At 69.4% G+C, this 16,696-nt stretch carries 18 protein-coding genes; 9 read left to right on the forward strand and 9 right to left on the reverse strand.

From position 1 onward, the window contains the following. Nucleotides 1-46 precede the first annotated feature (46 nt). Complete coding sequence (locus ASE56_RS10935; RefSeq protein WP_056229166.1) at nt 47-634, reverse strand: DUF3027 domain-containing protein; 588 nt, start codon at nt 632-634, stop codon at nt 47-49. Next, a complete protein-coding gene (locus tag ASE56_RS10940; protein ID WP_056229171.1) occupies nt 618-1,001 on the reverse strand; it encodes a cold-shock protein in 384 nt (127 codons plus the stop codon). The genes ASE56_RS10935 and ASE56_RS10940 overlap by 17 nt, the downstream gene beginning before the upstream one ends. A 106-nt stretch (nt 1,002-1,107) precedes the next feature. On the opposite strand from ASE56_RS10940, the gene ASE56_RS10945 reads away from it, so the two are divergent. The 5 genes from ASE56_RS10945 to ASE56_RS10965 all read left to right on the forward strand — a co-directional run bounded on the left by ASE56_RS10945 (nt 1,108) and on the right by ASE56_RS10965 (nt 7,385). Further along, nucleotides 1,108-1,386 (forward strand): hypothetical protein, encoded by a 279-nt coding sequence (locus tag ASE56_RS10945; protein ID WP_056229175.1) that lies wholly within the window; start codon nt 1,108-1,110, stop codon nt 1,384-1,386. A 4-nt stretch (nt 1,387-1,390) separates the two neighbouring features. After that, nucleotides 1,391-3,112 carry a helicase-associated domain-containing protein gene (locus ASE56_RS10950; RefSeq protein ID WP_056229178.1) on the forward strand — a complete coding sequence of 574 codons (1,722 nt, stop codon included), beginning with the start codon at nt 1,391-1,393 and terminating at the stop codon, nt 3,110-3,112. A 47-nt stretch (nt 3,113-3,159) separates the two neighbouring features. Next, nucleotides 3,160-4,809: a DNA repair helicase XPB gene (locus tag ASE56_RS10955; protein WP_056229181.1), complete on the forward strand. Its 1,650-nt coding sequence runs from the start codon at nt 3,160-3,162 to the stop codon at nt 4,807-4,809. A 69-nt stretch (nt 4,810-4,878) separates the two neighbouring features. After that, nucleotides 4,879-5,571 carry a response regulator transcription factor gene (locus ASE56_RS10960; protein WP_055838218.1) on the forward strand — a complete coding sequence of 231 codons (693 nt, stop codon included), beginning with the start codon at nt 4,879-4,881 and terminating at the stop codon, nt 5,569-5,571. A gap of 134 nt (nt 5,572-5,705) precedes the next feature. Continuing rightward, nucleotides 5,706-7,385, forward strand: coding sequence for a cell wall metabolism sensor histidine kinase WalK (locus tag ASE56_RS10965; protein WP_056229852.1), 1,680 nt, complete (start codon nt 5,706-5,708; stop codon nt 7,383-7,385). A gap of 150 nt (nt 7,386-7,535) precedes the next feature. Here the strand turns inward: ASE56_RS10965 and ASE56_RS10970 are convergent, their stop codons facing one another. The 6 genes from ASE56_RS10970 to ASE56_RS10995 form a co-directional block, all read right to left on the reverse strand. After that, entirely contained in the window at nt 7,536-7,844 is a 309-nt protein-coding gene (locus tag ASE56_RS10970; RefSeq protein ID WP_056229185.1) for a hypothetical protein, read from the reverse strand. A gap of 237 nt (nt 7,845-8,081) precedes the next feature. Continuing rightward, nucleotides 8,082-9,701, reverse strand: coding sequence for a chaperonin GroEL (gene groL / locus ASE56_RS10975; RefSeq protein WP_056229189.1), 1,620 nt, complete (start codon nt 9,699-9,701; stop codon nt 8,082-8,084). Nucleotides 9,702-9,871: 170 nt separating this feature from the next. Further along, nucleotides 9,872-10,072 (reverse strand): cold-shock protein, encoded by a 201-nt coding sequence (locus ASE56_RS10980; protein WP_056229192.1) that lies wholly within the window; start codon nt 10,070-10,072, stop codon nt 9,872-9,874. 131 nt (nt 10,073-10,203) lie between these two features. Then, complete coding sequence (locus ASE56_RS10985) at nt 10,204-10,806, reverse strand: LytR C-terminal domain-containing protein (protein ID WP_056229195.1); 603 nt, start codon at nt 10,804-10,806, stop codon at nt 10,204-10,206. Nucleotides 10,807-10,841: 35 nt separating this feature from the next. Further along, nucleotides 10,842-11,096 (reverse strand): DUF3263 domain-containing protein, encoded by a 255-nt coding sequence (locus ASE56_RS10990; protein WP_056229201.1) that lies wholly within the window; start codon nt 11,094-11,096, stop codon nt 10,842-10,844. A 9-nt stretch (nt 11,097-11,105) separates the two neighbouring features. Beyond that, complete coding sequence (locus tag ASE56_RS10995) at nt 11,106-12,095, reverse strand: DUF2332 family protein (protein WP_056229204.1); 990 nt, start codon at nt 12,093-12,095, stop codon at nt 11,106-11,108. Nucleotides 12,096-12,167: 72 nt separating this feature from the next. Between ASE56_RS10995 and msrB the strand changes: the two genes are divergently transcribed. Both msrB and ASE56_RS11005 read left to right on the forward strand, forming a co-directional pair. Continuing rightward, on the forward strand, nt 12,168-12,587 hold the full coding sequence (gene msrB / locus ASE56_RS11000) for a peptide-methionine (R)-S-oxide reductase MsrB (protein ID WP_056229208.1): 420 nt from the start codon (nt 12,168-12,170) through the stop codon (nt 12,585-12,587). After that, nucleotides 12,584-13,153 (forward strand): nitroreductase family protein, encoded by a 570-nt coding sequence (locus ASE56_RS11005; RefSeq protein WP_164481597.1) that lies wholly within the window; start codon nt 12,584-12,586, stop codon nt 13,151-13,153. The genes msrB and ASE56_RS11005 overlap by 4 nt, the downstream gene beginning before the upstream one ends. 60 nt (nt 13,154-13,213) lie before the next feature. On the opposite strand, the gene ASE56_RS11010 is transcribed toward ASE56_RS11005, so the two are convergent. Continuing rightward, nucleotides 13,214-14,155, reverse strand: a complete 942-nt coding sequence (locus ASE56_RS11010) for a DMT family transporter (protein WP_176786385.1) — start codon at nt 14,153-14,155, stop codon at nt 13,214-13,216. 177 nt (nt 14,156-14,332) lie between these two features. On the opposite strand from ASE56_RS11010, the gene ASE56_RS11015 reads away from it, so the two are divergent. Together ASE56_RS11015 and ASE56_RS11020 are read left to right on the forward strand one after the other, a co-directional pair. Then, nucleotides 14,333-16,180, forward strand: coding sequence for an amylosucrase (locus tag ASE56_RS11015; RefSeq protein ID WP_056229864.1), 1,848 nt, complete (start codon nt 14,333-14,335; stop codon nt 16,178-16,180). Between the two features lie 3 nt (nt 16,181-16,183). After that, nucleotides 16,184-16,465, forward strand: coding sequence for a hypothetical protein (locus ASE56_RS11020; RefSeq protein ID WP_056229211.1), 282 nt, complete (start codon nt 16,184-16,186; stop codon nt 16,463-16,465). Nucleotides 16,466-16,696: the final 231 nt, after the last annotated feature.

The following is a 16,696-nucleotide window of genomic DNA, read 5'->3' on the forward strand; positions in this document are numbered from 1 at the left end:
GAAGGCCGCCCCGCATCAGCGGGGCGGCCTTCGTCGTGAAAGACGTTCAGTAACTGCGTTCGCGCTCGTCGTCGTCGTCGGACTCGTCGTCGTCGGATTCGTCGTCCTCCGCCTCGTCGTCGGCCGGATCGTCCGTGTGCGTCGCGTCCAGCTCGTCGATGTCGACGCCGTCGAGGTCTCCCGCGTGGAAGCGCGCCTTCGGCTCCTCGTCGTCGGAGTCGTCCTCGTCATCCGAGTCCTCGTCGTCCGAGTCGTCGTCGTCCGCATCCTCGTCGTCGTCGTCGGAATCATCGTCGACGGCGGCCGCCGCCTGTGCCGCCTGGTACTCCGCGAGTCGCGTCGCCCACGGCACCCAGTCGGGAGCGAGCAGCGCGCCGTCACCGGGCAGCAGTTCGACCTCGAGCACGGTCGGTTCGGAATCGTCGACGACGGCGACGCTGACTGTCCAGAACCATCCCGGGTACCCGGCGAGGCGCGTGTGGAACCGCAGCGAAACCGCCCCGTCGTCCTCGGCGGTGTACCCGGCCGCGGGTCCGACGGTGCTTGCGGGGGTGATCTCCTGAAGGGCGGCGAGAGCCAGGTCGTGGGCGCCGATCAGACGCTCATCGACGGGCTGCTCAGGCTTCGAAGTCATCGGCGACCTTGCGCAGGACCGCGGCGATCTTCTGGGCGTGCGGGCCGTTGGGGTAGCGACCGCGTCGCAGGTCGCCGCCGATGCCGTCGAGCAGCTTGACGAGATCCTCGACGATGATCGCCATGTCGTCCGCGGGCTTGCGCGATCGCTTCGACAGGCTCACGGGGGCGTCGAGAACGCGCACCGAGAGGGCCTGGAGGCCCCGCTTGCCGTCGGCCACGCCGAACTCGAGGCGCGTCCCGGCCTTGGGTCCGGGGGCTCCGGCGGGCAGGGCGGTGGCGTGCAGGAACACGTCCTGGCCGTCATCGGTGACGATGAAGCCGAAGCCCTTCTCGTCGTCGTAGAACCTGACCTTGCCGGTGGGCATGGACACCTCGCTGGATGAGTGCGCGCAAGCGCGGCGGAACGCGGGAGCCGATCGGATCCCGGTCTTCCAGCCTACGGCACCTCCGCCAGGCAGTAGGCTGAGCCCGATGAGCACCCGCACCTCCGGTGGCAGCACACCGGGCGACGACGTCCCCGTCCGCCGCATCGACCGCATTCTCGCGTTCATGTCGCTGGGCCTGCTCGCGCTGTCGATCGTATGCTTCTTCGCCATCATCATCGGCTCGAGTTCCGGAGCCGACATGGGTTCGGGGGTGTGGCCCGTCATCGGCCTGCTCGTCTACATCGCCCCGCCGGTGGCCTTCGCGTGCCTGCTGGCCGTGCTGATCATGAGCTTCGTCCGAAGGGCCCGGGCCAACAAGGCCTGACGACGTGCCCGAGACCTCCGCACAACGCGCACTGGCGGTCTCGTTGAGCGCGCGCAGCGACGCCGACCTCGCCCGCCTCTTCGCCGAACGCAGCATCTCCCCCTCGAGCACCTGGCGGGACATGTTCGACGCCGCCGAGGCGCTCCTCGACCCGGCCTCGATCGCCCGCGGCCTGCCCGCTCTTAACCGCGACGAAGCCGCGGCTCTGCTCGATGCGGAGCACCCCGCACCCGCCGGAGTCCGCGAGCAGTTGGCATCCCATGCCCTCGTCGGAGAGGACGGACTCCCCTTCCCGTCCGTGTTCGAGACGGCGCGCGAGATCCTGCCCTCGGGGATCCCGGATGCCGTTGCCCCGCGCCGCGCGACGTCGACGCCCGAGAGCACGGGGGCCGCCTCCGAGGCGGTGTTCACCAACGCGGCATCCGTCGCCGACATCCTCATGCAGACCCTCGATGCCCCGCTCGGGCGCATCGGCTCCGGATCGCTCGGAGCCACCGAGAGACGTCGCCTCGTCGATGCCGGTGCCGTCACGACCGCGGCCGAGGCGGACCTCCTCGTGGGGCTCGCCGCCGACGTGGGCCTGCTCGGCACCAACGACCGCGCGTGGCTGGTGTCTCCGGCCGGGCGCGAATGGCTGCGACTGCCGACCCTCGAGCGCTGGCAGCGCACCGCCGAGGCTTTGCGCGACGCCCTTCCGCGGGCCTACCGCTCGTCCGACGGCGGCTGGATCCCCACCGAGCAGTGGGCCCAGGCGACGCCCTTCGACCTCGAGGGACCCGACCGTGCGGCCCTCTGGATCAAACGTCTCGTGCGGTGGGGTCTTCTCGACGCCGCCGGTCACGCCACGCCGTGGGCACGCCCCCTGGCGGAGGGCGGCGCCGTCGACACCTCGGCGCTGCGCGAGCTCCTGCCTCCCGAGGTCGATCGCGTGTACCTGCAGAACGACCTCACGGCGATCGCGCCCGGGCCGCTGGCCCCTCACCTGGACGTGCGGCTGCGGTCGATGGCCGCCCGCGAATCGCGCGCCCAGGCCTCGAGCTATCGCTTCAGCGCCGCCACCATCGGCGCGGCGATCACGGCGGGAGAGACCGCCGACTCGCTGCGCGAGTTCCTCACCGGGATCTCGCTCACCGGTCTCCCCCAGCCTCTGGCGTACGTCATCGAGCGCACCGCCGCCGAACACGGACGCGTGCGGGTGACCACCGAGGCCGCCTCGCATCTCACCCGTGTCATGACCGACGACGAGACGCTCCTGCGGTCGATGGAGGTCGATCAGTCGCTCCGCTCGATCGCCCTCACGCGCACGGACGACGAGCTGGTCTCCCATGTCTCGGCCGACGTCGTGTTCTGGGCGCTGACCGACGCGCACTACCCGGCGGTCGCCGTCGACGCCGACGGACGTCCCCGCGCACTCGAACGTGCGAAGCTAGCGGCCCCCGCCTCACCCGAAACCGCCCCCGCCGACACCTACGCCGACCTCATCGAGCGCCTGCGGACGGGAGCGGAGGACTCGGATGCCGCGTGGCTCGAGCGCGAGCTGGACCAGGCGGTGCGCGCTCGCTCGGTCATCGACGTCACGGTGCGCCTGCCCGACGGTTCGGCGCGCGTCTTCCGGCTCGAAGCGACGGGTCTCGGCGGAGGTCGACTGCGCGGTCGCGATCGCGGCGCCGACGTCGAACGCACCCTGCCCCTGTCGCACATCGACGGGGTCGCACCCGTCGAGTGACGGCCGCGCACGCCCCGCCCTCCCCGACCCCGGTAGACTCGAACGCTATGGCTGACGGCCCCCTCATCGTGCAGAGCGACCGCACCGTACTCCTCGAGGTCGCGCACCCCCAGGCAGAGACGGCGCGGCATGAGCTCGCGGTCTTCGCCGAGCTCGAGCGCGCACCCGAGCACATCCACACGTACCGCATCACCCGCCTGGGCCTCTGGAACGCTCGAGCGGCCGGTCACGACGCCGAGTCCATGCTCGGCACCCTCGACCGGTGGTCGCGCTTCCCCGTGCCCGCCTCGGTCAGCACCGACATCCGCGAATCCGTCAACCGTTACGGGCGTCTCGTCATCGAGCGCAACGACGACGGGGAGCTCGTCCTGCGCTCCTCCGATGCCGCCGTCCTCAGCGAGGTCTCGCGCAACAAGCGCATCGCCCCTCTGCTGATCGGTCGTCCGAGCGACGACAGCTTCCTGGTCGACGCGTGGGCACGCGGCCACATCAAGCAGGAGCTGCTGAAGATCGGCTGGCCCGCCGAAGACCTCGCCGGGTACACCCCCGGCACCCCGCACCCGATCGATCTGGCCGAAGACGGGTGGAGCCTGCGCCCCTACCAGCGTCAGGCGGTCGAATCCTTCTCGGAGGGCGGCTCCGGTGTCGTGGTGCTCCCCTGCGGGGCGGGCAAGACGCTGGTGGGTGCGGGAGCCATGGCGGACACCCGGACCACCACCCTGATCCTCGTCACCAACACCGTCAGCGCCCGTCAATGGCGCGACGAGCTGTTGCGCCGCACGAGTCTGACCCCCGACGAGATCGGCGAGTACTCCGGCCAGGTCAAGGAGATCAAGCCGGTTACCATCGCGACGTACCAGATCCTCACCGCCAAGCGGAAAGGCCAGTACGCCCACCTCGCCCTCCTCGATGCCCTCGACTGGGGCCTGGTGCTGTACGACGAGGTGCACCTGCTCCCGGCTCCCGTGTTCAAGCTCACGGCCGACCTGCAGGCCCGCCGCCGCCTCGGCCTCACGGCGACACTCGTGCGCGAGGACGGTCGCGAGGGCGATGTCTTCAGCCTCATCGGTCCGAAGCGCTTCGACGCCCCGTGGAAGGAGATCGAGGCTCAGGGCTTCATCTCCCCCGCGGCCTGCTACGAGGTGCGCATCGACCTCCCCGCCGACGAGCGGCTCGAATACGCCGCCGCCGCCGACGAGGACCGGTACCGTCTCGCGGCCACCGCCCCCGCCAAGATCGAGGTCGCGCGCCGGCTCGTCGAACGGCATCCGGGCGAGAGGATCCTCGTGATCGGACAGTACCTCGATCAGATCGACGAGTTGGCGGAAGCGTTGAACGCGCCGCAGATCACCGGCGCCACGCCGATCCCCGAGCGCGAAGAGCTCTTCCAGGGCTTCCGCGACGGATCCATCCCGCTGCTGGTGGTGTCCAAGGTCGCCAACTTCTCGGTCGACCTTCCCGAGGCGTCCGTCGCCATCCAGGTGTCGGGGTCGTTCGGCTCGCGCCAAGAAGAGGCCCAGCGGCTCGGCCGCCTGCTCCGCCCGAAGCAGTCGAACCACACCGCGAGCTTCTACACCCTCATCGCCCGCGACACCGTGGACCAGGATTTCGCCCAGAATCGCCAGCGGTTCCTGGCCGAGCAGGGGTACGCCTACACGATTCTGGATGCCGACGGAATCGACGCAGAAGCGGCCTGACGCATACCAGCACGCGGCTTTCCGTTCCATATCCAGCACATTGCTGGGTCAGATCACGATAATGAGGGCATGACAGCTCCTCGCATCCTCGTCGTGGACGACGAACCGAACATCCGCGACCTGCTCATCACGAGCCTGCGTTTCGCCGGGTTCCAGGTGCGAGCCGTGGCCAACGGCGCGCAGACGATCTCGGCCGTGCTCGAAGAGGAACCCGACCTCATCGTGCTCGACGTGATGCTCCCCGACATGAACGGGTTCAGCGTCACCAAGCGTCTGCGCGGCGCCGGCTACACCGCTCCGATCCTGTTCCTCACCGCCAAGGACGAGACCGAGGACAAGATCATGGGCCTGAACGCGGGAGGCGACGACTACGTCACCAAGCCGTTCAGCCTCGACGAGATCGTCGCTCGCATCCAGGCGATCCTGCGTCGCACGATGCAGGCCGACGAGGAGTCGATCATCCGCACGGGTGAGCTGACGATGGACCAGGACACGCACGACGTCAGTGTCGGCGACGTCTCGATCGACCTCAGCCCCACCGAGTTCAAGCTCCTGCGCTACCTCATGCTCAACCCGAACCGCGTGCTGTCGAAGGCGCAGATCCTCGACCACGTCTGGGAGTACGACTTCAACGGCGACGCGGGCATCGTCGAGAGCTACATCTCGTACCTGCGGCGCAAGATCGACCCGCACTCCTCCGAGCCGCTCATCCAGACCAAGCGCGGCTTCGGCTACATGCTGAAGTCGGGCAAGACCGCCTGAGAGAAGGCGTCCTCCTGTCGCATTCCGACGATTCGCTCACGCGCTGGTGGCGCGGGCTGAGCCTGCGTACCAAGGTCACCGGCGTCACCGTCGCGCTCCTCGCCATCGGGTTGTTCACCGCGGGCATCGGAACCATGGTGTTCCTACGCACCACCCTGGTGAACAACCTCGACGAGCAGCTCGCTCAGCAGGCCGCCGGAAGCATCGCGAACAGCATCTTCACCACCGCGCCCGTCGACGGCCGCGTCGTCTTCTCGCAGGTCGACAACGCACCGCAGATCGGGTCGATGGTGGTCGTCTACGGTCCCGACGGTCAGCGCGAGGCGTTCTACAACGGCACGTCGACGACCGCCCTCCCCGACATCCCGTCGACCTTCACGGTCGAGCAGACCTACAGCCAGATCGATCGACGCATCGACCTCGAGTCGCCCGAGTCGGGGCAGCACTTCCTCGCCCGCGTCGGGGTGCTGCAGGTGCCGGGAAATCCCGGCGTCTACACCCAGATGGTGATCCAGCCGCTGGCCCCGACGGATCGGATCGTCGCGGCCTACATCGGCATATACGCCTTCGTGGCCTTGCTCATCCTCATCGCGACGGCTCTGCTCACGCGCTGGCTCGTCACCCTCGCCTTCCGCAACCTGCGGCAGGTCGAGACGACAGCCATGGACATCGCGGCGGGAGACTTCAGTCAGCGCCTGACCGACATCGTCCCCGACACCGAGGTGGGTCGGCTCAAGACGGCCATCAACGCGATGCTCGCTCGGATCGATGGAGCCCTCGGGCAACGGGATGCCACCGTGCGGCAGATGCGTCGATTCATCGGCGACGCCAGCCACGAACTCCGCACTCCCCTCGTGACCATGCGCGGCTACGCGGAGCTGTACCGCATGGGTGCGATCCGTTCCGACGAGGACGTCGCTCAGTCGATGGAGCGCATCGAGAAGGAGGCGATCCGGATGGGCGCCCTGGTCGAGGATCTTCTGGCCCTCGCCCGCCTCGACGAGCGTCGTGACGTCACGATCATCGCCCTCGATCTGCGCCCGATCGCCCGCGATGCCGCCCTCGACCTGCGCGTGACCTCCCCTCAGCGCGAGGTGACCGTCGACGACACCACCTCGCGCGACGAGCTGGTGCTTCCCACGATCACCCTCGACCCGCTGCTGGACTCCGGTGGACGACCTGCGAGCGGCACCGGTCGACGCCGCACCGCCCCCACCACGTCGGCGATGGCGATCGCGGGCGCGACCCTGTCCCGGTTGCGGCGTCGGTCGAAGGACGGCGCAGAGCCCACGGCATCCTCCTCCTCCGAAGGCGAGCCCGCGCAGGGCACGCCCCCCCTCGGTGTCGTCCGGCCCGTTCCGCGTCTCGCCCCCATCGTCATGGGCGACGAGAACAAGGTGCGTCAGGTCGTCGCGAACCTGCTCGGCAATGCCCGCCGCTTCACCGCCGAGGACTCCCCCATCGGTCTGCGCGTCGGCGTCGACGCCGAGAGCGACATGGGCTGGATCGAGATCATCGACCACGGCGAGGGAGTGCCCGAGCAGATCCGCGAGCAGATCTTCCAGCGCTTCTGGCGCGCCGACACCTCGCGCACCCGAGAGACCGGCGGCTCGGGTCTGGGCCTGTCGATCGTGGCATCCATCGTCGACCTCCTGCACGGCACGGTCGATGTGCGCGACACCCCCGGGGGCGGAGCGACCTTCCGTGTCTCCCTTCCCCTCGCTGATCGTCGCGACGCCCAGGAGCACGCACTCATCGAGACGCAGCCCCTCGAACGCCTCCCCGAGAACTACCGACCCGAGAACGACGCTTGATCAAGCGGGGTTCGCCCCGGAGGCCGGATCGTGATCACGGTTGCTCGCGCCCTTCCGCTTCCTCGAACTCCCGGAACCGGCGCTCCATCCCGTGGCCGTCGATGACGGCTTGGGCGATCTCTTGCGCGTCAGCCGGTGGTGTTTCCACCCTCACCTGAGGTTGAGGAACCCCCACCTCCACGCGATGGCGCGCACTGCCTGCTCGGACAGGCCCGGGAATAGCGCCCTGAGCTTTTCATAAAGCCGTTCCCTCAACCCGTCATCGGAAGGCGCCACCTCTTCCGGTGTGATCGCCTCCGATCGTACGAGGGTCTGAACGATCATCGAGGTGAGTTCGAGCCCCTCGTTCGCATGCGCTTTCCTGACCGCGGATATCTCATCGAGAGGGAAGGGTGAGCGGTCTTCGCCGATGTAGCGCACGATCGCGTCGCTGACGAGGGAGTCATCGAGGGAAGACATGACCAACCTCCTGCGTCACGGCGCCGTGACGCGCGATGGCTCGATCCGAGCGATGGCCGCCTCGGCTTCACGAGAGGAGAAGAGGTCTGTCACTCGGGTGATGGTAGTCCCCGAGTCCATGGCCCGCGTCAAAGATGTGAGAAATCTCACCCTCCCTCCGGTGTCACCCCGCACCTGCCCCGAAACGAAGAACGCCCCCTCCCGGAGGAAGGGGGCGTTCTCAGGCGTCAGCGTGGATCAGAAGTCCATGCCACCGGTCGGGTCGCCCGCGGGAGCGGGGTTCTTCTCCGGCTTGTCGGCGACGACGGCCTCGGTCGTGAGGAAGAGGCCGGCGATCGACGCGGCGTTCTGCAGAGCCGACCGGGTCACCTTGGCGGGGTCGATGATGCCCTGTGCGAACAGGTCACCGTACTCGCCGGTCGCGGCGTTGAGGCCGTGGCCCACGGGGAGCTCGGCGACCTTGTTCGCGACGACACCGGGCTCGAGACCGGCGTTGAGCGCGATCTGCTTGAGCGGGGCCTCGATGGCGACGCGCACGATGTTCGCGCCCGTGGCCTCGTCGCCCGAGAGCTCGAGGTTGGCGAGAGCGTTCTTGCCGGCCTGGATGAGCGCGACGCCACCACCGGCGACGACACCCTCTTCCACAGCGGCCTTGGCGTTGCGCACGGCGTCTTCGATGCGGTGCTTGCGCTCCTTGAGCTCGACCTCGGTCGCGGCTCCGGCCTTGATGACGGCGACGCCACCGGCGAGCTTCGCGAGGCGCTCCTGGAGCTTCTCGCGGTCGTAGTCGCTGTCGGTGTTCTCGATCTCGCGGCGGATCTGGGTCACGCGACCCTCGATCAGCTCCGACTCACCGGCACCCTCGACGATCGTGGTCTCGTCCTTGGTGATGATGACCTTGCGGGCACGGCCGAGCAGGTCGACGGTCGCGTTCTCGAGCTTGAGGCCCACCTCTTCGGTGATGACCTGGCCACCGGTGAGGATCGCGATGTCCTGCAGCTGCGCCTTGCGGCGGTCGCCGAAGCCGGGAGCCTTGACGGCGACCGACTTGAAGATGCCGCGGATCTTGTTGAGCACGAGCGTCGCGAGGGCTTCGCCCTCGACGTCCTCGGCGATGATGAGGAGCTCCTTGCCCTCCTGGATCACCTTGTCGACGATCGGCAGAAGGTCCTTGATGTTGGAGATCTTCTGGTTGGCGATCAGGATGTACGGGTCTTCGAAGACCGCTTCCTGACGCTCGGGGTCGGTGACGAAGTAGGGGTTGATGTACCCCTTGTCGAAGCGCATGCCCTCGGTGAGCTCGAGCTCGGTGCCGAAGGTGTTGCTCTCTTCGACGGTGACGACGCCTTCCTTGCCCACCTTGTCGATGGCCTCGGCGATGAGCTCGCCGATCGCGGGGTCGGCGGCGGAGATCGACGCGGTGGCGGCGATCTGCTCCTTGGACTCGACCTCCTTGGCGGAGGCGAGCAGCTCGTCGGTGACGGCCTTGACGGCCTTCTCGATGCCCTTCTTGAGCGAGATGGGGTCGGCGCCGGCGGCGACGTTGCGCAGGCCCTCGCGCACGAGCGCCTGGGCGAGAACGGTGGCGGTGGTGGTGCCGTCACCCGCGACGTCGTCGGTCTTCTTGGCGACCTCCTTGACCAGCTCGGCGCCGATCTTCTCGTACGGGTCGTCGAGCTCGATCTCCTTGGCGATCGAGACACCGTCGTTCGTGATCGTGGGGGCGCCCCACTTCTTCTCGAGCACGACGTTGCGACCGCGGGGGCCCAGGGTCACCTTGACGGCGTCGGCGAGAGTGTTGAGGCCGCGCTCGAGACCGCGCCGGGCCTCTTCGTCGAAAGCGATGATCTTTGCCATAAGTGTGTCGTCCCTCCCGGACGGGTGACTTGCAGATTTTGGCACTCGACGAAAGCGAGTGCTAACTCATTCTGGCACTCGCCCCTGGGGAGTGCAAGCCGCGCACCGTCCCGGAAACACCGAACGCCGCGGCATCCGGAACTCGGATGCCGCGGCGTTCTGATCAGCGCTCAGGCCAGTCGCACGGACTCCGCCTGGGGGCCCTTCTGACCGGTGCCGACGGTGAATTCGACGGCCTGCCCCTCCTCGAGGACGCGGAAGCCCGACATCTCGATGCTCGAGTAGTGGACGAAAACGTCCTGCCCGTCATCGACCGTGATGAAGCCGAAGCCCTTCTCGGCGTTGAACCATTTGACAGTGCCCTGCGTCATGCGAATCTCCTGTTGCTGAACGACGAGGTCATCGTAAGCACGGGGGGCGCCACCGAATCGGGGTTCGGGAGCATTGTTGACGCGCGTGCATCCAAGTTGTTACTCCGCGGAAACACGCGGCCCGCGACCTGTCAGGATGAGGGCGAGGCGGACGGCTGACCGGATGCCCGGTCGAGGCCGATCACGACGATCAGACGCTTGACGTTGCTCTCGTCGTCGGGGGTGTTCGGGTCATCGGTGGGCTGCAGGAAGTCGCTCTGCGCGACCTGCGCGCCACCGATCGTCTGAGCCAGCCCCTCGGCCGCCGCCTCATCGCTGTCGAGACGGTAGTAGATGGTCGTGTCGGCGAAGTCGGTGCTGTCGGAGTTGCCGGTCTCGACGGTGTCGCCGCTCCACCCCGCCGCCACGATCTGGTCGCGGACGGAGGCGGCGAGACCGCTGTCGGGCGTGCCGTTGAGCACCACCACCGAGTACGACGTGTCGACCACGGCCGGGGTCGTCGGCTCCGCCGAGGCGATCGGGGTGGGAGCGTCGGCGGGGCCCAGCGAGATACGGCCCGAGACCACGAGCGTCGCGAAGATGCCGGCGATGATCAGCACCAGGGTGGCGATGGCCGCCCACAGGAAGACGATCCACCCGCGCAGACGCGGGTTCTCGGCCCGGTGAGCGCCGACGCGACCGGAGTCGGCCGGGAGGTCGTCGAAGCGATCCCGAGGGAAGGTCGATCTGGCCATTGGACGATGCTATCGGTCGCGTCCGAGCGAACCCGTCAGCGTTCCGCCGTCCGCCCCAGGCGCGCCCGGTGCTGGGCAGCCGCGTCGTCGCGCCGACGGCGCAGTCGACGCACGAGCATGGGGTCGTGCGCGAGGGCCTCGGGGGTGTCGATCAGCCGACCGAGCAGCTGGTAGTACCGGGCGGGCGTCAGTGCGAACTCCGCGCGGATGGCTTCTTCTTTCGCACCCGCGTGGCGGCGCCACTCCCCCTCGAAAGCGAGGAAGGCGAGGTCACGGTCCGACAGGGTCACGCCGTCACGCTACTGCGCCGCCGCCCGCGATTCCGGATGCCACGCCACCCACGCCCCGAGCGGATCGACCTCCGCGAGCACCTCGCCGTCGAGGGCAAGGGCGAACCCGCCGCGCGCGGGCTCCGGACGTCTCGTCCACCCGTCGTGCAGCCCGGGCGCGTCGAGGGTGATCCACCTGCCCGCCGTCCGCGCGGCGTCGATCACCGCGGCGCGATGGACGCGGGGGACGTGCGCGAGCACTCCGGGGGTCGTCACGACGAGCGTCGCCCCGGCCGGAGCGGTCGCGGCGAGCGCGGGAAGCGCCCCGGCCCCATCACCGGCGACGAGGACGGGCGGAGCGGCCGCGGCGATGTCGAGGGCTCGCTCGATGCGCTCGAGGCGCCCCTGTTCGCCCGGCCACACGAGACCCGTGAGCCACGAGCGGTCCTGCTCGCTTCGAGCGTCGAGGGGGCTCAGGTCGATCCCGGCCCGCCAGACGATCTCGGGCATGCGCAGGTCGGGGTGTCCCTCGAGGTCGCTATCGAGCACGACGGAACTCGGCCCGTCGGCGGGATCGAGCGTGACGAGCTCGCCGCCGCGGCGATACCGGTACGAGTACCGGTCGGGGAAGAGGCATAGCCCCGCGCTCGCTCCCACCTCGAGCAGGGCGATCGGCCCCTCGATCAGCGAAAGCGCCGGCAGCAGGGCGGCACAGCGCAGAGGCTCGTTGGTCTGAACGCTCCGGCGCCCGCACTCGGCGACGATCGCGTCGGCGTGGTCGAGGGCCCACGAGCTCCACGCGTCGACGTCGTCGAGCGGCGCTCCGAGCAAGCGCATGACCGCGAACACGAGGGGAGGCTGCCGCCGTGTCTCGGGGATGCGCGCGAGCGCCGCGGCCACCGCGGCGTCGTCCGCGACGCGGCGGGCCCACGCCTCGTACACCGCCGAACGGCCGGGGGCTTCGTCTCGCGCGAACCGCCGGTAGCGGTCGACGACGGCGGTCACGGCGTCCTGAGTCACCCGGGAGATTATGCCGTCACGACCTGACCGTCTTCGGGCACGAGAGAATGGAAGCGAAGAAGGAGAGTGAACATGACCTACGCCGTCGACAAGTCCGACGACCAGTGGCGCGCCGAGCTCAGCCCCGAGCAGTACGCGGTGCTCCGCCAGGCGGGAACCGAGCGCGCCTGGACCGGTGAGCTGCTCGATGAGAGCCGTGCCGGCTTCTACACCTGCGCCGCCTGCGGGAACGAGCTGTTCCAGAGCGGCACCAAGTTCGACTCGCACTGCGGGTGGCCGAGCTTCTACGAGTCGGTCCGTCCCGAGGCCGTCGAGCTGCTCGAGGACAACAGCCACGGTATGCAGCGCACCGAGGTCCGCTGCGCGAACTGCGGGTCGCACCTGGGTCACGTCTTCCCCGACGGATTCGGCACGCCCACCGGCGACCGCTACTGCATGAACTCGCTGTCGCTGAACTTCACCCCCGCCGACTCCCCCGTCGACGAGGCATGAGCGCGCTCGAGGCGATGCGCGACCGCCGGTCGTGGTCGAAGGTCACCGACCTCGCCCCCACCGGCCCCGAGCTCGAGACGTTCGTCGCCGCGGCCGGTCGCGTCGCCGATCACAAGAGCCTGCGTCCGTGGCGGCTCATCGAGATCCGCGGCGCCGATCGCGACGTGCTCGCGCGAGCTCTGAACAAGGCCGACGGCAAGAAGGGGCACTCGTCGAAGCCCCGCCGCGCTCCGCTGATCATCGCGGTCGTCGCCGACCTCAGCTCGAAGAAGATCCCCGCGTGGGAGCAGGAGGCCGTGGCATCCGGGGTCGCCCACATGCTCAGCCTCGTGCTCGACGAGGCGGGCTTCGGCGTGTTCTGGCGCACCGACGACAACACCCGCAGCAAGGTGCTCGCTAAGGCCCACGGGCTCGCTAAAGGCGAGGTCCTGCTCGGCTGGCTGTACGTCGGCGGGAAGCCCCCGCGGACCCGCGCCACTCGACGAAAGACCGTGGATGCCGCGAAGCACCTGTCGCGCATGCCCGGAGGCTCGAAGAAGCGCACGGTCGACGAGACGCGTCTCTGACCTTCCTCCGATCGACGCCGCCGTGGGACAGCCGTCCCCGGCGGCGTCGTCGTTTCGCGGTCAGCGGCGGCGGCGCCTCCACGGCACGGCGGCGACGGCCACCCCGGCGATGGCCACGGCTGCGGCGAGCAGCGCCACCGGAGTGGAGGGGGCGGCCGGGGCCGGCCAGAGCGCGTCGAGTAGCACCGAGGTCGTGAGAAGACCGACCACCGACCCGAGGCCGAGGAGCAACACCCCCGTCCGGCGTACGACGACGGACGACAAGAAGATGTAGATCACGCCCACCGCCCCGCCGAGGTAGAGCCACGGCTCGGTCGGGATGGTGCGCGGAGCCCCCACGAGGCCGACGTGCACACCCGCGGCGATCACGAGGACCACCGTCCCGCCGATGAAGTTCACCAGCGTCGCGGTGAGCGGGCTCTCGACGCGCACGCGCAGGCGCCCGTTGGTGCCCTGCTGCCAGGCCACACCCGCGCCCGCGATCGCGGGGACGACCAGCATCCACAGCGGAACCCCGCCGAGCGCGTCGCCAGAGAGGCACACGACGACTCCGGCGATGGCGAGCAGAGCGCCGACCAGACGGCGGACCGTCACCGGTACGACCCCGGCGGGCCCGTAGCCGATGCGGTCGAGCACCATTCCCCCGGTGGTCTGACCCGCGACGAAACCGACCGTGAAGAGTGCCACGCCGATCGTCGCGACCGTCAGCCCCTGGCTCGCGACGGTGAACGCCCCGACCAGACCCCCGAGCAGCATCCAGGGCGGGATGGTTCGGGTCCGGATGCCGGCGACCAGGCGACCGAACCCGCGTCGGCCCCCGGGAATCAGGGCGGACAGGACGACGAGGATCACGAGTCCGGAGCTGAACGACACCGCTGCCGCGACGAAGCCGTCGCCGATCTCCGCCCCGAGGGTGCCGTTGATACGCGCCTGCAGCGCGGTGAGGGCGCCGATGAGCACCGCTCCCCCGACGGCCACGCCGACCGTTCCCCGCTCCGCCACGGCTCTCCCCTCGCGCCCCCACGCGGGAGCCACCGTCGATCGTACGACGCGGGGTCGGGCCACCCTGCCCTCGCCTCCGGGCCGGCGGCGGCACGTCGCTGTCGACCGCTGACCCCCAGATGCGTCAGGCTGTGATCCGTGACCCAGCTCCACCCCGGCTCCGACGACGTCTCGCGCCTGATCGACGACCTCCGCGCGGCCGACACCGACCGCGAGTTCCTCACACATGCCGAGCAGCACCTTCCGCGCCTGCACGATCTGTTCACGCGGCTGTACGGCGAGCGTCCCGACGGCCTCGAGCGTCTGGCATCCGTCGTTGATCTCGCACGCACGTCGTGGCTGGCGCGTCCCCGGACGCTGAAGGCCCTCGACCGCGAACGCGAGAGCGCACCCGGCTGGTTCGAGAGCGAGGGCATGCTCGGGGGCGTCTGCTACGTCGACCGGTACGCGGGCGGACTCCACGGCATCCGGGAATCGATCCCGTACTTCCGCGAACTGGGTCTCACCTACCTGCACCTCATGCCGCTGTTCGAAAGCCCCGAGGGCAACAGTGACGGGGGCTACGCGGTGTCCAGCTATCGGCGGGTGAACCCCGCGCTGGGAACGATGGACGAGCTGGCCGCCCTCGCGACCGAGCTGCGCCGGGCGGGGATCTCGCTCGTGGTCGACTTCATCTTCAACCACACGAGCAACGAGCACGAGTGGGCGCAGAAGGCCCTCGCGGGCGAGGCGGGGTACGAGGACTTCTACCTGATCTTCCCCGACCGCGAGATGCCCGACGCCTACGAGCGGACCACACGCGAGATCTTCCCCGACGATCACCCGGGTTCCTTCGTCCAGCTCGACGACGGCCGCTGGATCTGGGCGACGTTCTACCACTTCCAGTGGGACCTCAACTACGCCAACCCCGCTGTCTTCGAGGCGATGGCGGGCGAGATGCTCTTCCTCGCCAACCAGGGCGTCGAGATCCTCCGCATGGATGCCGTGGCCTTCATCTGGAAACAGCTCGGCACCACCTGCGAGTCCCTCCCCGAGGCGCACCTGCTGCTGCAGGCCTTCAACGCGGTCCTGCGCATGGCGGCCCCGGGCCTGCTGTTCAAGTCGGAGGCCATCGTGCACCCCGACGAGGTGATCTCGTACATCTCGCCGGACGAGTGCCAGATCTCGTACAACCCGCTGCAGATGGCCCTCACCTGGGAGGCTCTCGCCACCCGCGACGGCCGCCTTCTGCAGCAGGCGCTCGAGCGCCGCCACGCCCTCCCCGCCGGCACCGCGTGGGTCAACTACGTGCGCAGTCACGACGACATCGGGTGGACCTTCGCCGACGAGGATGCCGCCGAGCTGGGCATCGACGCGTCCCCGCACCGCCGCTTCCTCAACGACTTCTACGTCGGCCGGGCGGAGGGTTCGTTCGCGCGCGGCGTGCCGTTCCAAGAGAACCCGCGCACGGGAGACGCTCGCGTCACGGGAACCACCGCCTCGCTGGCCGGGGTCGAAGCGGGAGACGCCGGGGGCGAAGACCGGGTCGTGCTCGCCCACGCCCTCGCGCTCTCGACAGGGGGCATCCCCCTGCTTTACCTCGGTGACGAGGTCGCCCAGCTGAACGAATACACCTACACCGAACGAGCGGACGAGGCCGACGACAGCCGGTGGGTCAACCGCCCCTTCCGTCCCGCGCAGAACTACGAGGATCGAACGGATGCCGGCACCCCGGCCGGTCGCGTCTTCTCTCGGCTCTCGCGCCTCACCGAGGTCCGCCGGTCGACGCCGGAATTCGCGGGCAACGAACTGATCGCGTTCGGTGCGAACGTGGCATCCGTCGTCTCGTTCCTCCGCCCGGGACGCGAATTCTCGGTCCTGGTGCTGGCGAACGTCGCGGACTCGGCGGTCGAGGTCGACGCCCTGACCCTGTCGGGACTGGTCCCGGAGGCGCTCGACCTGGTGTCGTCGCATCCCGTGTGGCTGGGTGCCGGAATCACCCTCGCGCCCCACGGTGTGCGGTGGCTGCGCGTGCGGATGCGCTGAGTCGTGCCCGAGGACTCCCGTCCCGCACGCAACCACGCGTGGCACCTCGCCGCGCTGGGCGCGGGGGTCGTTGCGATAGCGACCTCGGTCTGGGCACCGCCGGGGCTGATCGGCGATCTTCTCGTCCTGGTGGTCTCGGTCTGCACCCTCCTGTTCGCCCTGGACGGAAGCCGCCGCAGGGGGCCCCTTCGCGCCCTCGCCATCGCCGGGGCTCTGCTGGCGGGCCTGGCCATGATCGTCGCGGCGGCGGTGTTCCTCGTCGCTCTGGCGCGGGCCTTGTCGTGAACGCCTGGCACGCCGACCGTGGGAAGGGCAAGGGCCGATCCGCGTCGGGCTGAACGCCTACGGTGAGGCCATGAACGACGCCGAGCTCTCCGCCCTGACCGTCTCCCGCGCCAGGGAGAACGTCCGGAACGGGGGAAAGCACTTCGCCTGCCTCATCGTGAAAGACGGCGAAATCATCGTCGAGGCGAGGAACGCGCCCCGCCCTCGGAGCAGATCCCGGTCGACGATTCG

This window comes from Microbacterium sp. Leaf203, assembly GCF_001421275.1.
GTDB classification, from domain to species: Bacteria; Actinomycetota; Actinomycetes; order Actinomycetales; family Microbacteriaceae; genus Microbacterium; species Microbacterium testaceum_A.